Annotated in this window: 11 protein-coding genes and 2 pseudogenes; 7 read left to right on the top strand and 6 right to left on the bottom strand. The window is 59.4% G+C overall.

Annotation, left to right across the window (positions count from 1 at the left end):
• The first annotated feature begins 133 nt into the window (after positions 1-133).
• Positions 134-1,246 carry a GGDEF domain-containing protein gene (locus ACZ9H3_RS10970; protein ID WP_099775682.1) on the top strand — a complete coding sequence of 371 codons (1,113 nt, stop codon included), beginning with the start codon at positions 134-136 and terminating at the stop codon, positions 1,244-1,246.
• Positions 1,239-2,177, top strand: coding sequence for an iron-sulfur-binding ferredoxin reductase (locus ACZ9H3_RS10965; RefSeq protein WP_476220743.1), 939 nt, complete (start codon positions 1,239-1,241; stop codon positions 2,175-2,177). Before ACZ9H3_RS10970 ends, ACZ9H3_RS10965 begins: the two co-directional genes overlap by 8 nt.
• Positions 2,178-2,205: 28 nt before the next feature.
• Here the strand turns inward: ACZ9H3_RS10965 and ACZ9H3_RS10960 are convergent, their stop codons facing one another.
• From ACZ9H3_RS10960 to pyk, 3 genes are all read right to left on the bottom strand, one after another.
• Positions 2,206-3,138: a hypothetical protein gene (locus ACZ9H3_RS10960; RefSeq protein ID WP_476220741.1), complete on the bottom strand. Its 933-nt coding sequence runs from the start codon at positions 3,136-3,138 to the stop codon at positions 2,206-2,208.
• Positions 3,135-6,464, bottom strand: a complete 3,330-nt coding sequence (locus tag ACZ9H3_RS10955; RefSeq protein ID WP_476220739.1) for a toxin VasX — start codon at positions 6,462-6,464, stop codon at positions 3,135-3,137. The genes ACZ9H3_RS10960 and ACZ9H3_RS10955 overlap by 4 nt, the downstream gene beginning before the upstream one ends.
• Before the next feature lie 214 nt (positions 6,465-6,678).
• Entirely contained in the window at positions 6,679-8,130 is a 1,452-nt protein-coding gene (gene pyk, locus ACZ9H3_RS10950) for a pyruvate kinase (protein ID WP_065761857.1), read from the bottom strand.
• Positions 8,131-8,313: 183 nt separating this feature from the next.
• On the opposite strand from pyk, the pseudogene ACZ9H3_RS10945 reads away from it, so the two are divergent.
• The 3 genes and pseudogenes from ACZ9H3_RS10945 (at position 8,314) to sbcB (ending at position 10,655) form a co-directional block, all read left to right on the top strand.
• Positions 8,314-8,701 (top strand): annotated as a pseudogene (locus ACZ9H3_RS10945) (tetratricopeptide repeat protein).
• Positions 8,702-8,828: 127 nt separating this feature from the next.
• The gene (locus ACZ9H3_RS10940) at positions 8,829-9,188 is read left to right on the top strand and encodes a PilZ domain-containing protein (protein ID WP_065761855.1); all 360 of its coding nucleotides are present in this window, start codon (positions 8,829-8,831) and stop codon (positions 9,186-9,188) included.
• Between the two features lie 36 nt (positions 9,189-9,224).
• A complete protein-coding gene (sbcB, locus tag ACZ9H3_RS10935) occupies positions 9,225-10,655 on the top strand; it encodes an exodeoxyribonuclease I (RefSeq protein ID WP_099775680.1) in 1,431 nt (476 codons plus the stop codon).
• A 71-nt stretch (positions 10,656-10,726) separates the two neighbouring features.
• Here the strand turns inward: sbcB and mvaT are convergent, their stop codons facing one another.
• The gene (mvaT, locus tag ACZ9H3_RS10930) at positions 10,727-11,104 is read right to left on the bottom strand and encodes a histone-like nucleoid-structuring protein MvaT (RefSeq protein ID WP_065761853.1); all 378 of its coding nucleotides are present in this window, start codon (positions 11,102-11,104) and stop codon (positions 10,727-10,729) included.
• 301 nt (positions 11,105-11,405) lie between these two features.
• Between mvaT and purU the strand changes: the two genes are divergently transcribed.
• A complete protein-coding gene (purU, locus tag ACZ9H3_RS10925; protein WP_065761852.1) occupies positions 11,406-12,257 on the top strand; it encodes a formyltetrahydrofolate deformylase in 852 nt (283 codons plus the stop codon).
• Between the two features lie 128 nt (positions 12,258-12,385).
• Here the strand turns inward: purU and ACZ9H3_RS10920 are convergent, their stop codons facing one another.
• Together ACZ9H3_RS10920 and ACZ9H3_RS10915 are read right to left on the bottom strand one after the other, a co-directional pair.
• On the bottom strand, positions 12,386-13,150 hold the full coding sequence (locus tag ACZ9H3_RS10920; protein WP_371917216.1) for a methyl-accepting chemotaxis protein: 765 nt from the start codon (positions 13,148-13,150) through the stop codon (positions 12,386-12,388).
• A 93-nt stretch (positions 13,151-13,243) separates the two neighbouring features.
• Positions 13,244-14,209: pseudogene (locus ACZ9H3_RS10915) on the bottom strand (HAMP domain-containing protein); the annotation flags it as partial.
• Positions 14,210-14,438: 229 nt separating this feature from the next.
• Between ACZ9H3_RS10915 and ACZ9H3_RS10910 the strand changes: the two are divergent.
• On the top strand, positions 14,439-15,914 hold the full coding sequence (locus tag ACZ9H3_RS10910; RefSeq protein WP_476220735.1) for a helicase HerA-like domain-containing protein: 1,476 nt from the start codon (positions 14,439-14,441) through the stop codon (positions 15,912-15,914).
• The last annotated feature ends 66 nt before the right edge of the window (positions 15,915-15,980 follow it).

Here is a 15,980-nt window from a genome sequence, read left to right as displayed (position 1 = left end):
GGTCGGCAGCAGACAGGCATCGATTTTGCGTGGTACGTCAGTGCAAACATGGCAATTGTTGTGTTCAGCGCCTAAAGTGGCACCTAGCCATCTTTCAACTTGTCGCCATCAATGGCAGCACGGTGAGTCATTTGTGACCGAAACAGCGCTGCAGAAGCTTCTCATCAAGCGTTTCCTCCTGGCTGTCAGCACCTACTCGCTGGTTGTGGTGCTGGCCTGGGTGGCATTTCTGTGCGGTCATTTCCTTGCGCCACCGGGGTTGTTGGTGGCAGGCAGTGGCTTGATGTTGTTGACCCAAGTGCTACTGGGCCTGGTTTTTCTCAGCGGGATCAACTTGCGCTTCAAGGACCCTAGCCTTACCGAGCTGCAAATCGTCCTGGCGTTGATCGGGTTGACCTGGTTGTTGGCCCACCTGGGGCAGGCGCGCGGAACCTTTATGGTGGTCTATCCATTGATCTTGATGTTTGGCCTGTTCCATTTGCGTGGTTGTGCATTTGTCCGCTGCGCCGCGCTGGTGTTTGGCTGCTTCCTTGTCCTCAATGGCTGGGAGGGCTTCACCGGCCGGATGGCCAACCCATCGCTTGCGTTGCTGCAAGGCAGTGCGTTGCTCGTGGTGCTGGTCTGGTTGTGCCTGTATGCCCGCTATGTACAAGCCTCGCGGCAACGCATACGCAAGCATCGCTTCGCCCTTCAAGCCCATCAGGACACCTTGCGCGGCATGATGCGTCAACTGGAGGAGTTGGTGGCCACTGACGAGCTGACCGGTCTGTTCAATCGCCGACATTTTCTGCGTCTGGCCGAGCAGGAGCTGGGTCGCATGGAGACGGGTGGCCAACATGGTCTGGCGCTGATCGACCTTGATCATTTCAAGCGTATCAACGATGTGTACGGGCATGCGGTCGGCGACCAGGTCCTTCAGGCATTTGCCCATATTGCCCGGGCGTGTTTGCGTGAAACCGACATTGTGGCGCGTTACGGCGGCGAAGAGTTTGTGTTGCTCCTGCCCCACTGCAGTGCCCAGCAACTGTCGGTGTGTTGCGAGCGCCTGCGCCGAGCCTTTGCCGAGGCTGAGCTGGCAGCAGTCGTGTTGCCAGGCTCGCATTTGAGCTTGTCGGCGGGCATGACCTTGCTCACCAAAGATGATGATCTGGACGCGGCCTTGCACCGCGCCGACCAAGCCCTCTATCGTGCCAAGCATGGCGGTCGCAATCGTTGCCTGCCGGCTTGGGAGTATGCCGATGCCTGAACTGCACGTGGGGGAGCACTGCTGGACTGTGGCGGCCGGTAGCAACTTGCTTGATGCCTTGAATGACGCCGGTATGGCCATCCCCTACAGCTGCCGAGCCGGCAGTTGCCATGCCTGCCTGGTGCACTGCCTGGAAGGTGTGCCGACCGATACCAATCCTACTGCGCTGGCCGAGGAAAAGCGTCAGGACGGCTGGCGGTTGGCCTGCCAGTGTCGGGTGGACCAGGACCTGCGCATTGCGCGTTTTGATCCTCTTGAGGATGGTGTGCCCGCTGAAATCGTGGCTCTCGACTGGCTCGCCCCTGAGGTGTTGCGCCTGCGTGTTGTGCCGCTTAAACCGTTGCGTTACCAAGCCGGCCAGCACCTGGTGTTGTGGACGGCCGCAGGTGTTGCTCGGCCCTACTCGTTGGCGAGCCTGCCGGGCGAAGAGGGCTTTCTGGAGTTTCATATCGACTGTCGTCGGCCTGGGCTGTTTTGCGATGCGGCTCGACAACTGCACGTGGGTGAAATGCTGCGCCTGGGGGAATTGCGTGGCGGGGCGCTGCACTATGACGCCGACTGGCAAGAGCGCCCGCTATGGCTGTTGGCCGCCGGCACGGGCCTGGCGCCGCTCTGGGGCATCTTGCGCGAAGCCTTGCGTCAGGGCCACCGAGGGACGATTCGGCTCTTGCACCTGGCGCCCGACCCGCACGCGCACTACTTGGCGGCGCCGTTGCAGGCGCTGGCGCGGGAACACCCATTACTGCAGGTGGAATTGATCACCCCAGAGCAGCTACCCGCTGCGCTGGCGGCATTGCGCCCACCGTCACGGCAAACCCTGGCGTTGGTTTGCGGCGCGCCGACTAGCGTGGAGCAGTTCGCCCGTCGACTGTTCCTGGCCGGCGTGCCGCGCAATCAGGTATTGGCGGATACCTTTACCGACCACGCCTGAAGCCTCTGGGGGCTACTAAACCTGGCAGCTAGCTCGCCTGACCCGTGTGTGCCAATGCCACCAGCTCCGCCTCACGCTCAGCGATGGCTGCTTCCAGTTCAGGTGAGCGCTTGGCCCACTGCTCGGGCGGCAAGGGTTTTGACCATTCGCAGATTTCGGGGTAAGGCAGGTCCGGCGGGGGTGAGAGCTTCCAGCGTTCCAACACATCAATCAGCAGTGTGTTGAAAATAAACAGGCCGAAAAAACCTTCCCACAGCAGCGTCAAGAACCAGCCCTTGCGCTGTGCGGCCTCAAAACAGTCGTCGATGTATGTTGCCAGGATACCCTTGGGGCGATGAAACCGAGCGGTACGGTCAACAACGGCCTGCGGCCCGACCTCCATGTAACTGCGCATGCACTCCCACAAGGCCATCGCCGTGGTACCACCGCCGCAGTTGAAACCCAGGCTGAAATGCTGGTTGCCTTGCTGTGCATTGGGATCGGGGTTGTCAAAGCCGATGAATAACAACCCCATTTCCATTCGGCCCCCTTGGCTGACGGTCGAATGCTGGACGGCTGCTGCGGTCACCGATTCCCACGGCACAATCCAGTACTCACCGTCTTCGCGAGGGACGCAGACCTCGCGGCGTTGGCGATTGAAGCGTAACGGCAAGGGGGCTGGGCGGAATAGGCTTTGAATCAAGATGAGCAGCGGAATACCTGTGATACAGACGCCAAGCCAAAAAATATCTGCATCATTCAAAAAGTAAGCGAGGGCTAGAAACATCATCACGAGAGGCCACAACACCATTACCCCTGAGCCAATGCTGTAGCTCCCAATATCGAGATACACCTCATTCTTGCGCCAGATGGTGTTGAGCACATCCGCCGGCTGTTCACCGGTCGGGATCGGCAGGGGGGCCAGGTAGTCACGTTGTGAGAACAGGCGTTTTTGGGTTGTACCGGCTGCAGGTCTACTCATTTTCGCCACGTCGGCTGCAGGTAGCGCGAGCATTGCTGCTGGTCACTCAACAGGTAATGCCGAGCACTGTCCAAACCGGGAGTAGGATCGTCACGCAGGGCGATGACGCCATCTTTGTGGGTGATGGTAAAGGCCATGCCCCGTTCGCCGCCGACAAAGGCACCCTCGCCGAGCAGCGAGATCAGTGGTGTCCGGTAGTACACACGCAGTGAAACGTTGGCGGGGTGCGAACTGAGGTTGTTCGACAGGCGAAACTCACCACACAAACGCAGGCCTTGCCCCTCCTTGTGGGGTATCCAACTGCACCGGCTTTCCGTCAGCCAGTACTTACCGACATCGCACCATAAGCGCGGCGGTGCCGCTGTGCTGAGCGGGTTCATCTCCAGTTGCATATCCCAGGTATCGCGATCGACCGGGTCACCGATCATGGCCAGCGCCAGGTAGGTACTGTGGGGTTCCGCACCCGGCAGGTCGAGTGTCAGGCTTCTGATGACCGAGAGGCTGCGTTTAATGTGGGGATGGGCTGAATAGGTCAGCGTGTTGAGCACTTCAACACTGACCTTCGGCGCATACAGGATGCCGTACAGCTGGGCGAACTCCTGCTGCTGCGCCTCGGGCGAAACGGGCCCCAGGTCGCGCGCCCGCCGTTTGGACCAGCAGCAGTTGGCGAGAAAGGCCTGCAAGGGCTTTTGCTGGAAAAACCAGGCGATCAGGTACAGCACGCCCAGCCCGGCGATCAGGATCGTGACCGGCCCCATCCAGAGTGAAAAACCTGCAATTGCGGCATCGACGGTCATGATGCCAAAAATGGCCCGCGCGGTGTAAGTAATACCCAGTAGAGCCTGCGCGCCAAAAGCCGCCACTTGAGCGCCGACAACGGAGTGGCGCATATCCAGCCATGGATCTACAGAACCTTGGGAATTTTCCAACTGGATTTGCAGCGACTTGAACTCTTTGAGTGCAGCAGTTGCAGACAACCCACCAATAACACCACCAAATAGCGTCAGCGTCGGCGCAGATGATAAGCGCAGGTTGAACTCCTTAACCCCCAACCCCTTCCGAATCTGCATATCCACCACCGCCGTCAACGCCGCCCCGGCGTACAGCGTCGCGGAAATCGTGTCGTTGATCCGCTGATTGTCCATCCCCTCCAGCGCACTGGCTTGGCTCAGGTAGCTATTGGCATTCCAGCTGTTGAGCAGGAGCACCATCAGGGCGATCAAGCCGCCGCTGTTTTGCACCACCTTGCTGTTGAAGATGCCCGCCGGTTGCCCCAGGCCAATGGCCCGCCCGGTCGACTGGGCCCAGCGCCACAGTTCCTCGGCCGAGTCGCCAAACAGGCGCAGTACCGGTTTGCCAGCTTCGATGCCCCAGCGCGCCCCGGCCCCCGTGCCCAGCTTGATCGCCACCAGCAGGCTGTTCCAAGTCGGGCTCAGGGCCATGGCTTCCTCGCCCCTGAGCCGCAGCAAGGCCGCGCCGAGGCGTTTGACCAGGGTGTTCCACTCGCCATGCGGGTTACTGGCCCGCGCACCGATATCATCCAGGACTGCCCGGCTCAGCGGCGCCAGGGCCTTGGCCAGTGCTTCATAGGCGTTGCTGCGGTTTTCCTGGGCCAGGGCGCCGAGGATCTCGCTGTGGCGTGTGGCACTGTTCAGCGCCGCTTCCAGGCTTGGGCTCCAGGCGAAGAACAGCTGGCGCAGCACACCGGGGTCGGGGCTGCGGACATAGTCGGCGTATTGCTCGGCGCCTTTGTCGTGCAGGCACTGGGCGCTGAGGCAGGCAGTGGCCAGGCGGTCGAGCCAGGTGCGGGTGCCGTTATCGTCGTAATCGACCCACCAGGTCGCACGGTGGTGACGCTTTAAATACAGCTCGCGGTCGGCATACAGCAGCGTATGGCGCTCGTTGACCTGCGCGTAGTGAGCCGGTGCGGTGTGGTCGAGCCAGGTGTTCAGGGCCGGCAGGTCGATGTATTCCTCGACTCGGGCGCCCGCTCTTTGGGCCAGATTGGTGACTTTGTCGGCGCGGTACTGGCGAACCAGGGCTTCGACTTCGTTGTACAGGTCAATCGGGATGAAGGCGCGCACCGGGGCGGTGGCCTCGGCGATCTGCTCGCGCACCACCCAGAGCATTTCATCGGCTTGCCGATGGCTGTAGGTCATCCCGCGCTGCTGGTTGATCCGCGCCTCTTCCTTGAACAACTCGTCGAGGCGCCGGTGAGCCTTGAGCAGGATGTCGCCCTGCTCGGTGCTGAACTCGATTTCACGGCCCGGGCCGCTGTAGTTGCTCTTGTGGTAAACGTAACTCAGCCGGCCCGCCACTTCCGCGGCATCCTCGGTGATCAGGCTGCGAACAAAGCCCCCCACGCTCAGGCGCAGGGTGTTGTCCTGGGTCCACTGTTCATGGCGGGTTTGCACCTGCTCCTGCTCATGGTTGATGTCGCGCAGCACGCCCAACTCATCGTCCAGGCAGGCGAACACGCGGTACAGGGCCCGGGCCTGAGCGTGGATGGTCGCCAGCCAGTCCTTGACCTGCAGGGCGTCCCAGCGCTCGGCGCTCCATTCACCGGTGGGCGGGGTGTCGGCGCTCACTTCGGCGTACTGCTCCGCCGCCTTGGCCCGCTCCTGGTTGTGGTACATGGCATCGGTGTAGGCCTTGATGCTGGCTGGTGTGGGTGCCGCGATCATCTGATCGCCGAGGATTTCGGCGTGCTGCGCGTACTCCGTGCGCTGATGCTCAATGGCCAATGCCCGCAGGTAACTCTCGGGCAGTAGCTCGGCGAGCACCTGGTCGGCGTGTTCCCAGGGCGGGCAATGTGGCGCCTGAAGGGTGTCGGCCACCTGGCGCAAGTCCACGTGACGCATGTGCCGGTCGCGCACCTTGCGTTCACTCAGCCGGGCACACTGTTCAGGCCCGATGGGGTGTTCGGTGAAGCTCATCCAGGCATCGTGGTGTTTATCCAGCGCCAGGCCGACGCGGGTGCCATTGGCCACACGGCCAGGCGCGTCGTGGAGCGCCTGTTCCAGCAGCAGGCCGTTGTCGGCCACCGCATAGCGCTTGAGCGGGCCTTCGTGGTGCCACAGGTAGAGGTAACCGCAACGCAGACGGCGCGCCGCCATGGCATGGCTTTGCGGCACAACCCCAGGATCACAGCACGGGTGGCGGGCCCACTCTTCGGCCAAGGCGTAGCGCACCGGGACGACGAATATCTCGGGCTGCGAGGCTTGGCAAAGCTCGACCGGGCTATTGATGTCGACATGAGGGTGAGCCCTGGCGTCCCGCTCAGCATTGGCCAGCTGGCAGACATAGGCTTTCTTTTCGGCGCTCATTCCATGCGCTCCTTGTTGTTGGGGGCAGTGCTTGTCAGTGAGGCACTGACCGCAAAGCGTCGAACGCTAGCAAAGATGCTTTGGGATTGATGTAGGGCGATTCCGAAAGTGTTGGTGCAGGCAGCGTGGCGCAGGTGCAGAAGGGCGTGTGGAGCGCAAAAACAAAAAAGCCCCGCAGTGTCTACTGCAGGGCTTTTGATGGGCTGGCTTGACCTTAGACGATCGGGTCGCCGACGTGCAGGATCTTCATGCCATTGGTGCCACCGATGGTGTGGTAGCTGTCACCCTTGGTCAGGATGACCCAGTCGCCTTGCTCAACCACGCCACGCTGGATCAACTCGTCAACCGCGGCCTGGCTGACTTTGTCCGCTGGCAGGGCTGCTGGGTCGAACGCTACCGGGTACACGCCACGGAACATCGAGGCACGAGCCTGGGTGGCACGGTGTGGCGAGAAGGCAAAGATCGGCACCGAGGAGCGCAGGCGCGACATGATCAGTGGGGTGTAGCCACTTTCGGTGAGGGCGATGATCGCCTTGACACCCGGGAAGTGGTTTGCCGTGTACATGGCCGCCAGGGCGATGCTTTCGTCGCAGCGCTCAAAGCGGGTGTGCAGGCGGTGGCTGGACTTCTGGCTGGTCGGGTGTTTTTCCGCGCCTAGGCAGATGCGTGCCATGGCCTGGACGGCTTCGACCGGATAGGCACCGGCAGCACTTTCTGCCGAAAGCATCACTGCGTCAGTGTTGTCCAGTACGGCGTTGGCGACGTCGGACACTTCGGCACGGGTCGGCATCGGGTTCTGGATCATCGACTCCATCATCTGGGTGGCGACGATCACGGCCTTGTTGTTGCGGCGGGCGTGCTGAATGATCTTCTTCTGGATCGCGATCAGTTCGGCGTCGCCGATTTCCACGCCCAGGTCACCCCGTGCCACCATGACCGCGTCACTGGCGGCGATCAGGCCGTCGAGGGTTTCATCGTCGGCAACGGCTTCGGCACGTTCGATTTTTGCCACCAGCCAGGCCTTGCCGCCGGCTTCGTCACGCAGGCGACGGGCATACTGCATATCGCTGGCGTCACGCGGGAAGGACACGGCCAGGTAGTCCAGGTCCATCTCGGCAGCCAACTTGATGTCGGCTTTGTCTTTCTCGGTCAGGGCCGGGGCGGTCAGGCCACCGCCTCTGCGGTTGATGCCCTTGTGGTCAGACAGTGGGCCGCCGATCAGCACGGAACAGTGCAGCGCATCCTCGGTAGCGGTTTCGACACGCATGACCACGCGGCCGTCGTCGAGCAGCAGTTCATCGCCGACGCCACAGTCCTTGACCAGGTCCGGGTAGTCGATACCGACGATGTCCTGGTTGCCCTCGGTCAGTGGGTGAGCCGTGGAGAAGGTGAAGCGATCGCCGACCTTGAGTTCGATCCGCTTGTTGGCGAACTTGGCGATACGAATTTTAGGGCCTTGCAGGTCGCCGAGCAGGGCCACATGGCGGCCGAGGCGGGCGGCGATTTCACGGATCAGCTGGGCGCGAGCCTTGTGCTCTGCGGGGCTGCCATGAGAGAAGTTCAGGCGCGCGACATCCAGACCGGCGAGGATCAGTTGCTCGATAACTTCCGGTGAATTACTGGCGGGGCCGAGGGTGGCGACAATTTTGGTACGGCGGATGGTCATGCACAGACTCCTTTAGTGAAGCGCTGCGAAAGGCTACTCCTGAAAAAGCCTGTAGTCATTGTTCCTGTGTACTACCTTGCAGGCGGAGTGCAGGTCGTTTGAACCGTAGGACGTGTGTCGGGTGGCTCGTCTTCAGATTTGCGGCCAAAAGCCGATACACTGCACATCACAGGAGAATCCCCCATGCGAGCCTTGATAGTCTTAGCCTTGGCGACCAGTGTCGTCGGCTGTACCCGCTGGTCGATGGACCACCATTTGAATAATGCCTACCGTGCCTATGATCGGGGTAACTGCGAGCGGGTGATGCTCGAGCTGTCCCAGGTCGACCGTACCAGCCGAGCCCGGCCGTTCGTACAGCCGGAAGTCGCGATGCTGCGGGGGGCAATGCCTGGAGCGCCAGAAGCTCTACCCGGACGCGGTACAGACTTACCAGTACATCATTCAGCGTTACCCACAGAACGAATATGCGTTCCGTGCCCGGGCACGTTTGCAGACGCTGGAACGCCTTGGCCACTACCGCGCAGGTGAGGAGGCGATTACCCGCCCGGCAGCGGTTACCTCCTGGCGCTAGTGCGAAAGTACTAGGGTTCGATTGTGACGTATGGGGTATGTTGCGCTAGTCTTGTCATAGGCAAGCGCCTCCCCATCGGCAGTACTAGCGCGACCCTGCTCAAGGGTTTCCGACAGTGGTTCGAACCATGTTTACCGAGCGCCATATCGAGCGACACCAGCTCCCTTATTTCCTCAAAGTCTTCAACCGCCTTACCGATCAGCCTATTGGTTACTTGGGTAATGTGTCGGAAGACGGCCTGATGCTGATCAGCCAGCTGCCTCTGCTGGTGGGACCGGATTTCGAGTTGCAGATCCGTTTGCCCGGCATTGACGGTGCCCAGCACCTGATCAATCTGACGGCCAGTTGCCTCTGGTGCCATGAGGACCAGACGCCAGGCCACTACGACTCTGGCTTCATGCTGCTGCACCCTCCTCGTGAGTATGATCACCTGGTGCTTGCCCTGCGCAACTACTTCAGCTTCTACCCATTGAGCGCCTCGGCTTGAGGTAGACTCGGGGGATTTTCTGATCAGGGAATTCCCGTGAGCTCCAGCATCTTCTGGCACGACTACGAAACCACCGGCATCAACCCCCGTAGCGATCGCCCGTTGCAGGTTGCCGGTGTGCGCACTGACCTTGAGCTCAACGAGATCGAGGCGCCGGTCAACCTCTACTGTCGACCCAGTGACGATATTTTGCCGCACCCAGCGGCGTGCCTGATCACTGGCATTACGCCGCAGCACTTGGCCGATCATGGCCTTGGCGAAGCTGAATTCATGACGCGCATTCATGCCGAGCTGGCGCGCCCAGGTACCTGTGGTGCGGGTTACAACACCTTGCGTTTTGACGACGAGGTCACGCGTTACAGCCTTTACCGTAACTTTTTCGACCCCTATGCCCGAGAGTGGCAAGGTGGCAATAGCCGTTGGGACCTGATCGACACGGTACGGGCCGCCTGCGCTTTACGCCCGGATGGCATCAATTGGCCTGAGCAGGACGGACGCATCAGCCTGAAGCTCGAACTGCTGACTGCCGCCAATGGTATCGATCACGGCCAGGCGCATGAGGCGTTGTCCGACGTGCGTGCCACTATTGCGATGGCAAGGTTGATCAGACAAAAACAACCGAAGCTATACGACTGGCTGTTTCAACTGCGTAGCAAGCAGAAAGTACTCGACCATATTCGATTGATGCAGCCCGTTGTACATATCTCCGGTCGCTTTTCCGCCGCGCGTAATTATCTGGGTGTGGTGTTGCCTTTAGCGTGGCACCCACGTAATCGCAATGCACTGATTGTCTGTGACCTGCACCTGGATCCCCAGCCTTTGCTGGAGGAAGAGGCCGAGGTAATACGCCAGCATTTATACACGCGCCGTGAGTCGTTAGCCGAGGGGCAGCTACCGGTACCCTTGAAGTTGATTCACATAAATCGTTGCCCGGTGATTGCACCGTTGTCGGTATTGCGCAATGAAGATCAGCAGCGCTTGGCGCTGGATATGCAGCTGTATCACGACAGGGCTGCTGAGCTGCAAGGTCATCAGGCGATTGTTCAAGATAAGTTGAAAACGGTTTATGCCTCCGAGGAATTTTCGTCCTGTGAAGACCCCGAACAGCAACTGTACGAGGGTTTTTTAGGCGAGCGTGATCGTCGCTTGTGCGAGCAGGTGCGCAGTGTTGATCCACAACAATTGGTGAGCGGGCAATGGATGTTTGATGACGAACGCTTACCGGAGCTGTTGTTCCGTTATCGTGCCCGAAACTTTCCTGAGACCTTGAGTGCTGAAGAGCATCAACGTTGGGTCGAGTTCTGTCGACAGCGTTTGACGGACGAGGCCATGGGCGCGCCCAACACGCTGCCCGCCTTCGAACAGGCGCTGGAGGGCTGTTGGGCTCAGGCAACGGAGCAGCAGCGTGGATTGCTCGGTACGTGGCGTGAATATGTTCAGGCGCTGAAGGTGCGTTTACAGATGTAAAATATTGCGAACATAAAAAACGCCAGCATGCTGGCGTTTTTATTACAGGCATCAGTATATGCCGGTCGTGATTAACCGAGCAGCGTTGCCCAGCCTTCAACCACGTCGCCGCCCCACTTGGCTTTCCACTCTTTCAGTGTCTTGTGGTTGCCACCTTTGGTTTCGATGACTTCGCCGTTATGTGGGTTCTTGTATTGTTTGACCTTGCGCGCGCGCTTGGTACCGGTGGTTTTCACCGCGCCACGTGGTGCTTTGTTCAGTTTGGCTTCTGGGTCCAGCAGGGCAATGATGTCGCGCAGCGACTTTTGATACTCGCCCATCAGCTCGCGCAATTTGCCTTCGAACTCCAGCTCTTTCTGTAGTTTGTCGTCTTCCGACAGGTTTTTCAGACGGGCCTGCAGTTCTTTGATGGCTTCTTCTGTAGCGCGGTATTCGTTGATCAGGGACATGGGGCAATCCTTGGTGGAAAGGGAAACAGTGCCGCAATAATAGTCAGAGGTTTTCGTCAAGTAAACATTAAACTCGAAAATCACATGAACGCATTTTAATGTCTGGAATCTGTCAGGTAGAAATTTACAAACTTAAAGTGTCTTGGAACAAGTAACTTTTTGTCGCAGCTGGCGTAGCGCCAGTGGTCGAAGACCTTGCGGCCACCGTCCATCAGCCGACCCGGCAGTTGCAATCATTACTGCAGTTTTGCTGGGCAATCGTTAGAATGAGCACCTTTGCGAAGTTCTGGAGTCCATTTTCATGCGCACCTATCGGCTGGTGATTGCGTGCCCCGACCGCGTCGGCATCGTCGCCAAAGTCAGTAATTTCCTGGCGTCCTACAACGGCTGGATCAACGAAGCGAGCCACCATTCCGATGAATTGAGCGGCTGGTTCTTCATGCGTCACGAAATTCGCGCTGAAACCCTGCCGTTTGGTATCGAGGCTTTCCGCGAGGCCTTCGCGCCTATCGCAGAAGAGTTCTCCATGGTTTGGCGGATCACCGATACCGACCAGAAGAAGCGTGTGGTGTTGATGGCCAGTCGCGAGTCCCATTGCCTGGCCGACCTGCTTCACCGTTTTCACAGCAATGAGCTGGATTGCGAGATTCCGTGCGTGATTTCCAACCACAACGACCTGCGCAGCATGGTTGAGTGGCACGGCATCCCGTTCTTCCATGTCCCTGTCGACCCTCAAGACAAGCAGCCTGCATTTGCCGAGGTTTCGCGCCTGGTCAAAGAGCATGCCGCCGATGTGGTCGTGCTGGCGCGCTACATGCAAATCCTGCCACCACAGCTGTGTCAGGAATATGCGCAGAAGGTGATCAATATTCACCACAGTTTCCTGCCGTCGTTCGTTGGCGCCAAACCCTACCACCAGGCGGCAGTGCGCGGCGTGAAGCTGATCGGTGCAACCTGCCACTATGTCACTGAAGAGCTGGATGCCGGCCCGATCATTGAACAGGATGTGGTGCGCGTCAGCCATAGCGACACCATTGAAGACATGGTTCGTTTCGGCCGGGATGTCGAGAAGATGGTGCTGGCCCGTGGCCTGCGTTATCACCTGGAAGATCGCGTACTGGTGCACGGCAACAAAACCGTGGTGTTCAACTGATTCGGTGGTTTAGCGCGATTTCGGTATGAGCCATCCGTCCGCGCTTCGCGCCAGAGACTGCAGGTGTGGTCGGTTGGGTGTGCGGGGGGAGGGCAGGCAGCGACGGGCGTCGCTGCCTGCAGGTGGCGTTAGATGCGGAAGCTGCCGACCAGGTGTTTCAAGCGGGTAGCCTGTTGTTCCAGGTCTGAGCAGGCGCGCAGGGTCGATTGCAGGTTCTCGACACCTTCCTGGTTGAGCATGTTGATTTCATTGATGTCCATGTTGATCGAGTCGACAACCGCCGTCTGCTCTTCAGTGGCGGTAGCGACCGATTGGTTCATGCCGTCAATCTCGCCGATGCGCTGTGTCACGCTGCTCAGGCGCTCGCCTGCCTGGTTGGCGATCGACACGCTGTCCTGGCTGTGGCGCTGGCTCTGACTCATGGTGTCAACCGACTCACGGGCGCCAACCTGCAACTCCTCAATCATGTTCTGCACCTGTTGTGCCGACTCTTGCGTGCGGTGTGCCAGGTTGCGAACTTCATCGGCAACCACCGCAAAACCTCGACCGGCCTCGCCCGCTCGCGCAGCTTCGATCGCTGCGTTGAGTGCCAGCAGGTTGGTTTGCTGGGAGATGCTGGTGATGACTTCAAGGATTTGGCCAATGTTGACCGTCTTGTTGTTGAGCGTCTCGATGTGGGCGCTGGACGTGCAGATCAGGTCAGACAGGCGATTCATGGCCTGGATATTGCGGTCGACCACCTGCTGACCTTCTTCGGCCAGGTGCCGTGCAGAGCTGGCCTGTTGTGAGGCCTGCGCAGCGTTATGGGCGATTTCCTGGGCGGCGGCACCCAACTGATTGATTGCTGCGGCAACGCTGTTGGTGCGGTTGGACTGTTCGTCAGAGTTGACCATCGACGAGTTTGAGGCGCTGATTACACGCAACGCCACTTCGTTGACCTGTTGGGTCGCCGAAGACACTTCGCGAATAGAGCCGTGGATGCGCTCGACGAAACGGTTGAATGCCTTGCCCAGGGTGCCGAACTCATCGTGGTTGTGAATGTTCAGGCGTTTTGTCAGGTCACCTTCACCTTCAGCAATGTCTTCCATTGCCTTGGTCATGATGTTCAAGGGTTGCAACAGCATGCGAATCAGCAGGCCTAGCAGGGCGATGATGATAACGATGGCGACCAGGGTGGCGATGATCGCCGAGGTGCGGAATTTGCTGAGCATGGCATAGGCTTTCTCCTTGTCGATGGACAGGCCGATGTACCAGTTGGCTGACGGCAGGCCTTTGACTGGCGCAAAGCTCAGTACGCGGGTGCGGCCGTTAAGCTCGACTTCGCTCATTTCCTTGGTGAGGCTTGGGGTGTTCTGCGGGAACAGGTCCGACAGTGACTTCATCACCAGGTTTTTGTCGGGGTGCACCAGGATTTTGCCCTGATCGTTCACCAGGAAGGCATAGCCCATGCCGCCAAAGTTCAGCGAATTGATGATCTCTGTCAGGCCGTCGAGGGCCAGGTCACCGCCGACCACGCCGATATTACGGGCTGCCGTAACCACCACGGAAATCACCATCTTGCCGGTGCTGGCGTCGATGTAAGGTTCGGTCAGGATCGGGCCATTGGCTGCCAGGCCATCCTTGTACCAAGGGCGAACACGTGGGTCGTAACCGTCGGGCATCTTGGTCAGCGGACGAATGGTGAAGCCACCATTGATGTCGCCCAGGTAAACCGTCAGGAAGCTTGAAACAAGCGATTGTTGGCCGAGTATCGTGCCGATGGCTTCTTGATTGGGGAAGGCGGCGATGTTCTGGGCCGCGTTTTGTACCAGCAGAATACGACCGTCAAACAGGTTCTTGATGTTGGTCGATGTGGATTCGCCCATTTCCTCAAGATAGTTTTTCAGATCATCGCGAATCGCATTACGCTGCAGGTAATCGTTGTACAAGGTAAAGAGGGCGAAGGCGATCATGACGATCAATGAAGCGGCCATTAGGATCTTATGGCTGAAACGGAGGCTTTTGTTCATAACGTATATGTCCGCTAAGGTCTTCTAATCCGGGTCTGTCGCACAAAGAACAGCTTCAAAGCAGTGCAGGGGCCGATGTCCTTGTCGGGTCTTTTTCTGGCTTTTGGTGCGGTGCATCACACCTAGCTATCGACCGCTTTCATGCAAAGCTTGAATAGAGGAAGAAAAAATAATGACTGACTCCGCACACGTCGTACTGGGCGCAGATGTTGATGGTCAGCCCGTCGTTCAGGCGCTGCGTCTGACCAACCGTCACGGGCTGGTGGCGGGTGCCACGGGTACCGGAAAGACCGTGACGTTACAGCACTTGGCCGAGGCTTTTAGCGACGCGGGTGTGGCGGTGTTTGCCGCCGATGTCAAAGGTGACTTGTGCGGCCTCGGCGCAGAGGGTGATCCGCAGGGGAAAGTCGCCGAGCGCATCGCCTCGATGCCGTGGCTTGAGCATCGCCCGCAGGCCTACCCGGTTACCTTGTGGGATGTTCACGGCCAGTCGGGCCACCCCTTGCGCACGACGCTCAGCGAGATGGGGCCGCTACTGTTGGGTAACTTGCTGGAGCTGACAGACAGCCAGCAAGCCGCGCTGTATGCCGCGTTCAAGGTGGCGGATCGAGAAGGGTTACTGCTTCTTGACCTCAAGGACCTCAAGGCACTGCTTGCGCACTTGAAGGACAATCCGCAGGTATTGGGCGACGATGCAGCATTGATGACCAGCGGCTCCAGCCAGGCGCTCTTGCGTCGTCTGGCCAGTCTTGAGCAGCAGGGCGCCGAGGCGCTGTTTGGTGAGCCTGCGCTGCAACTGGAAGACCTTTTGCAGCCGGCTGCCGATGGGCGCGGGCGTATCCACCTGCTGGATGCCAGTCGTCTGGTGCATGAGGCGCCAAAGGTGTACGCAACCTTCCTGCTCTGGCTCCTGGCCGAACTGTTTGAGCAGTTGCCTGAACGTGGCGACGCAGACAAACCCCTGTTGGCATTGTTCTTTGATGAGGCGCACCTGTTGTTCAGCGGAACGCCAAAGGCATTGCAAGAGCGCTTGGAGCAGGTGGTTCGGTTGATCCGCTCCAAAGGCGTTGGGGTCTACTTTGTTACCCAGTCGCCGGGAGATCTGCCTGACGATGTTCTGGCTCAGTTGGGGTTGCGTATCCAGCATGGCTTGCGTGCATTTACCACCAAAGAGCAGAAATCGCTCAAGGCCGTAGCGGATGGCTTTCGGCCTAATCCGGCGTTTGACACGCTTTCAGTGCTCACGGAGCTTGAGATCGGGGAAGCATTGGTGGGAACCCTGCAGGAGAAGGGAACGCCCGGGATGGTTCAGCGCGTGCGGATTGCGCCACCGCAGTCACGTATCGGGCCATTGAGTGACGCGCAGCGAGCACATCTGATTGCAACTTCGCCGCTGGCCGGTCGTTACGATAAGCCGATAGACCGCGAATCGGCTTATGAAATGTTGTCGGCACGTAAAGGTACTGCGCCAGTGCCGGAGCAGGTGTCTGCAGCCAGTGCGGACAGTTTTGCCGATAAAGCCGGTGAGTTTTTACAGAGTGCTGCAGGGCAGGCGATCAAGTCGGCAGTGCGCCAGGCGGCCGGTCAGTTGGGGCGGCAGTTGGTAAGGGGGCTGATGGGGTCGTTGCTGGGGAGTAAGCGCCGCTAGTGCTGGGGAGCTTTCAAGCATAAGAAAGGCGCCGTGAGGCGCCTTTCTTTACTGTGCGGCTACGGG

Source organism: Pseudomonas sp. TE3910 (assembly GCF_056279025.1).
This window is presented reverse-complemented; position numbering and strand designations above follow the sequence as displayed.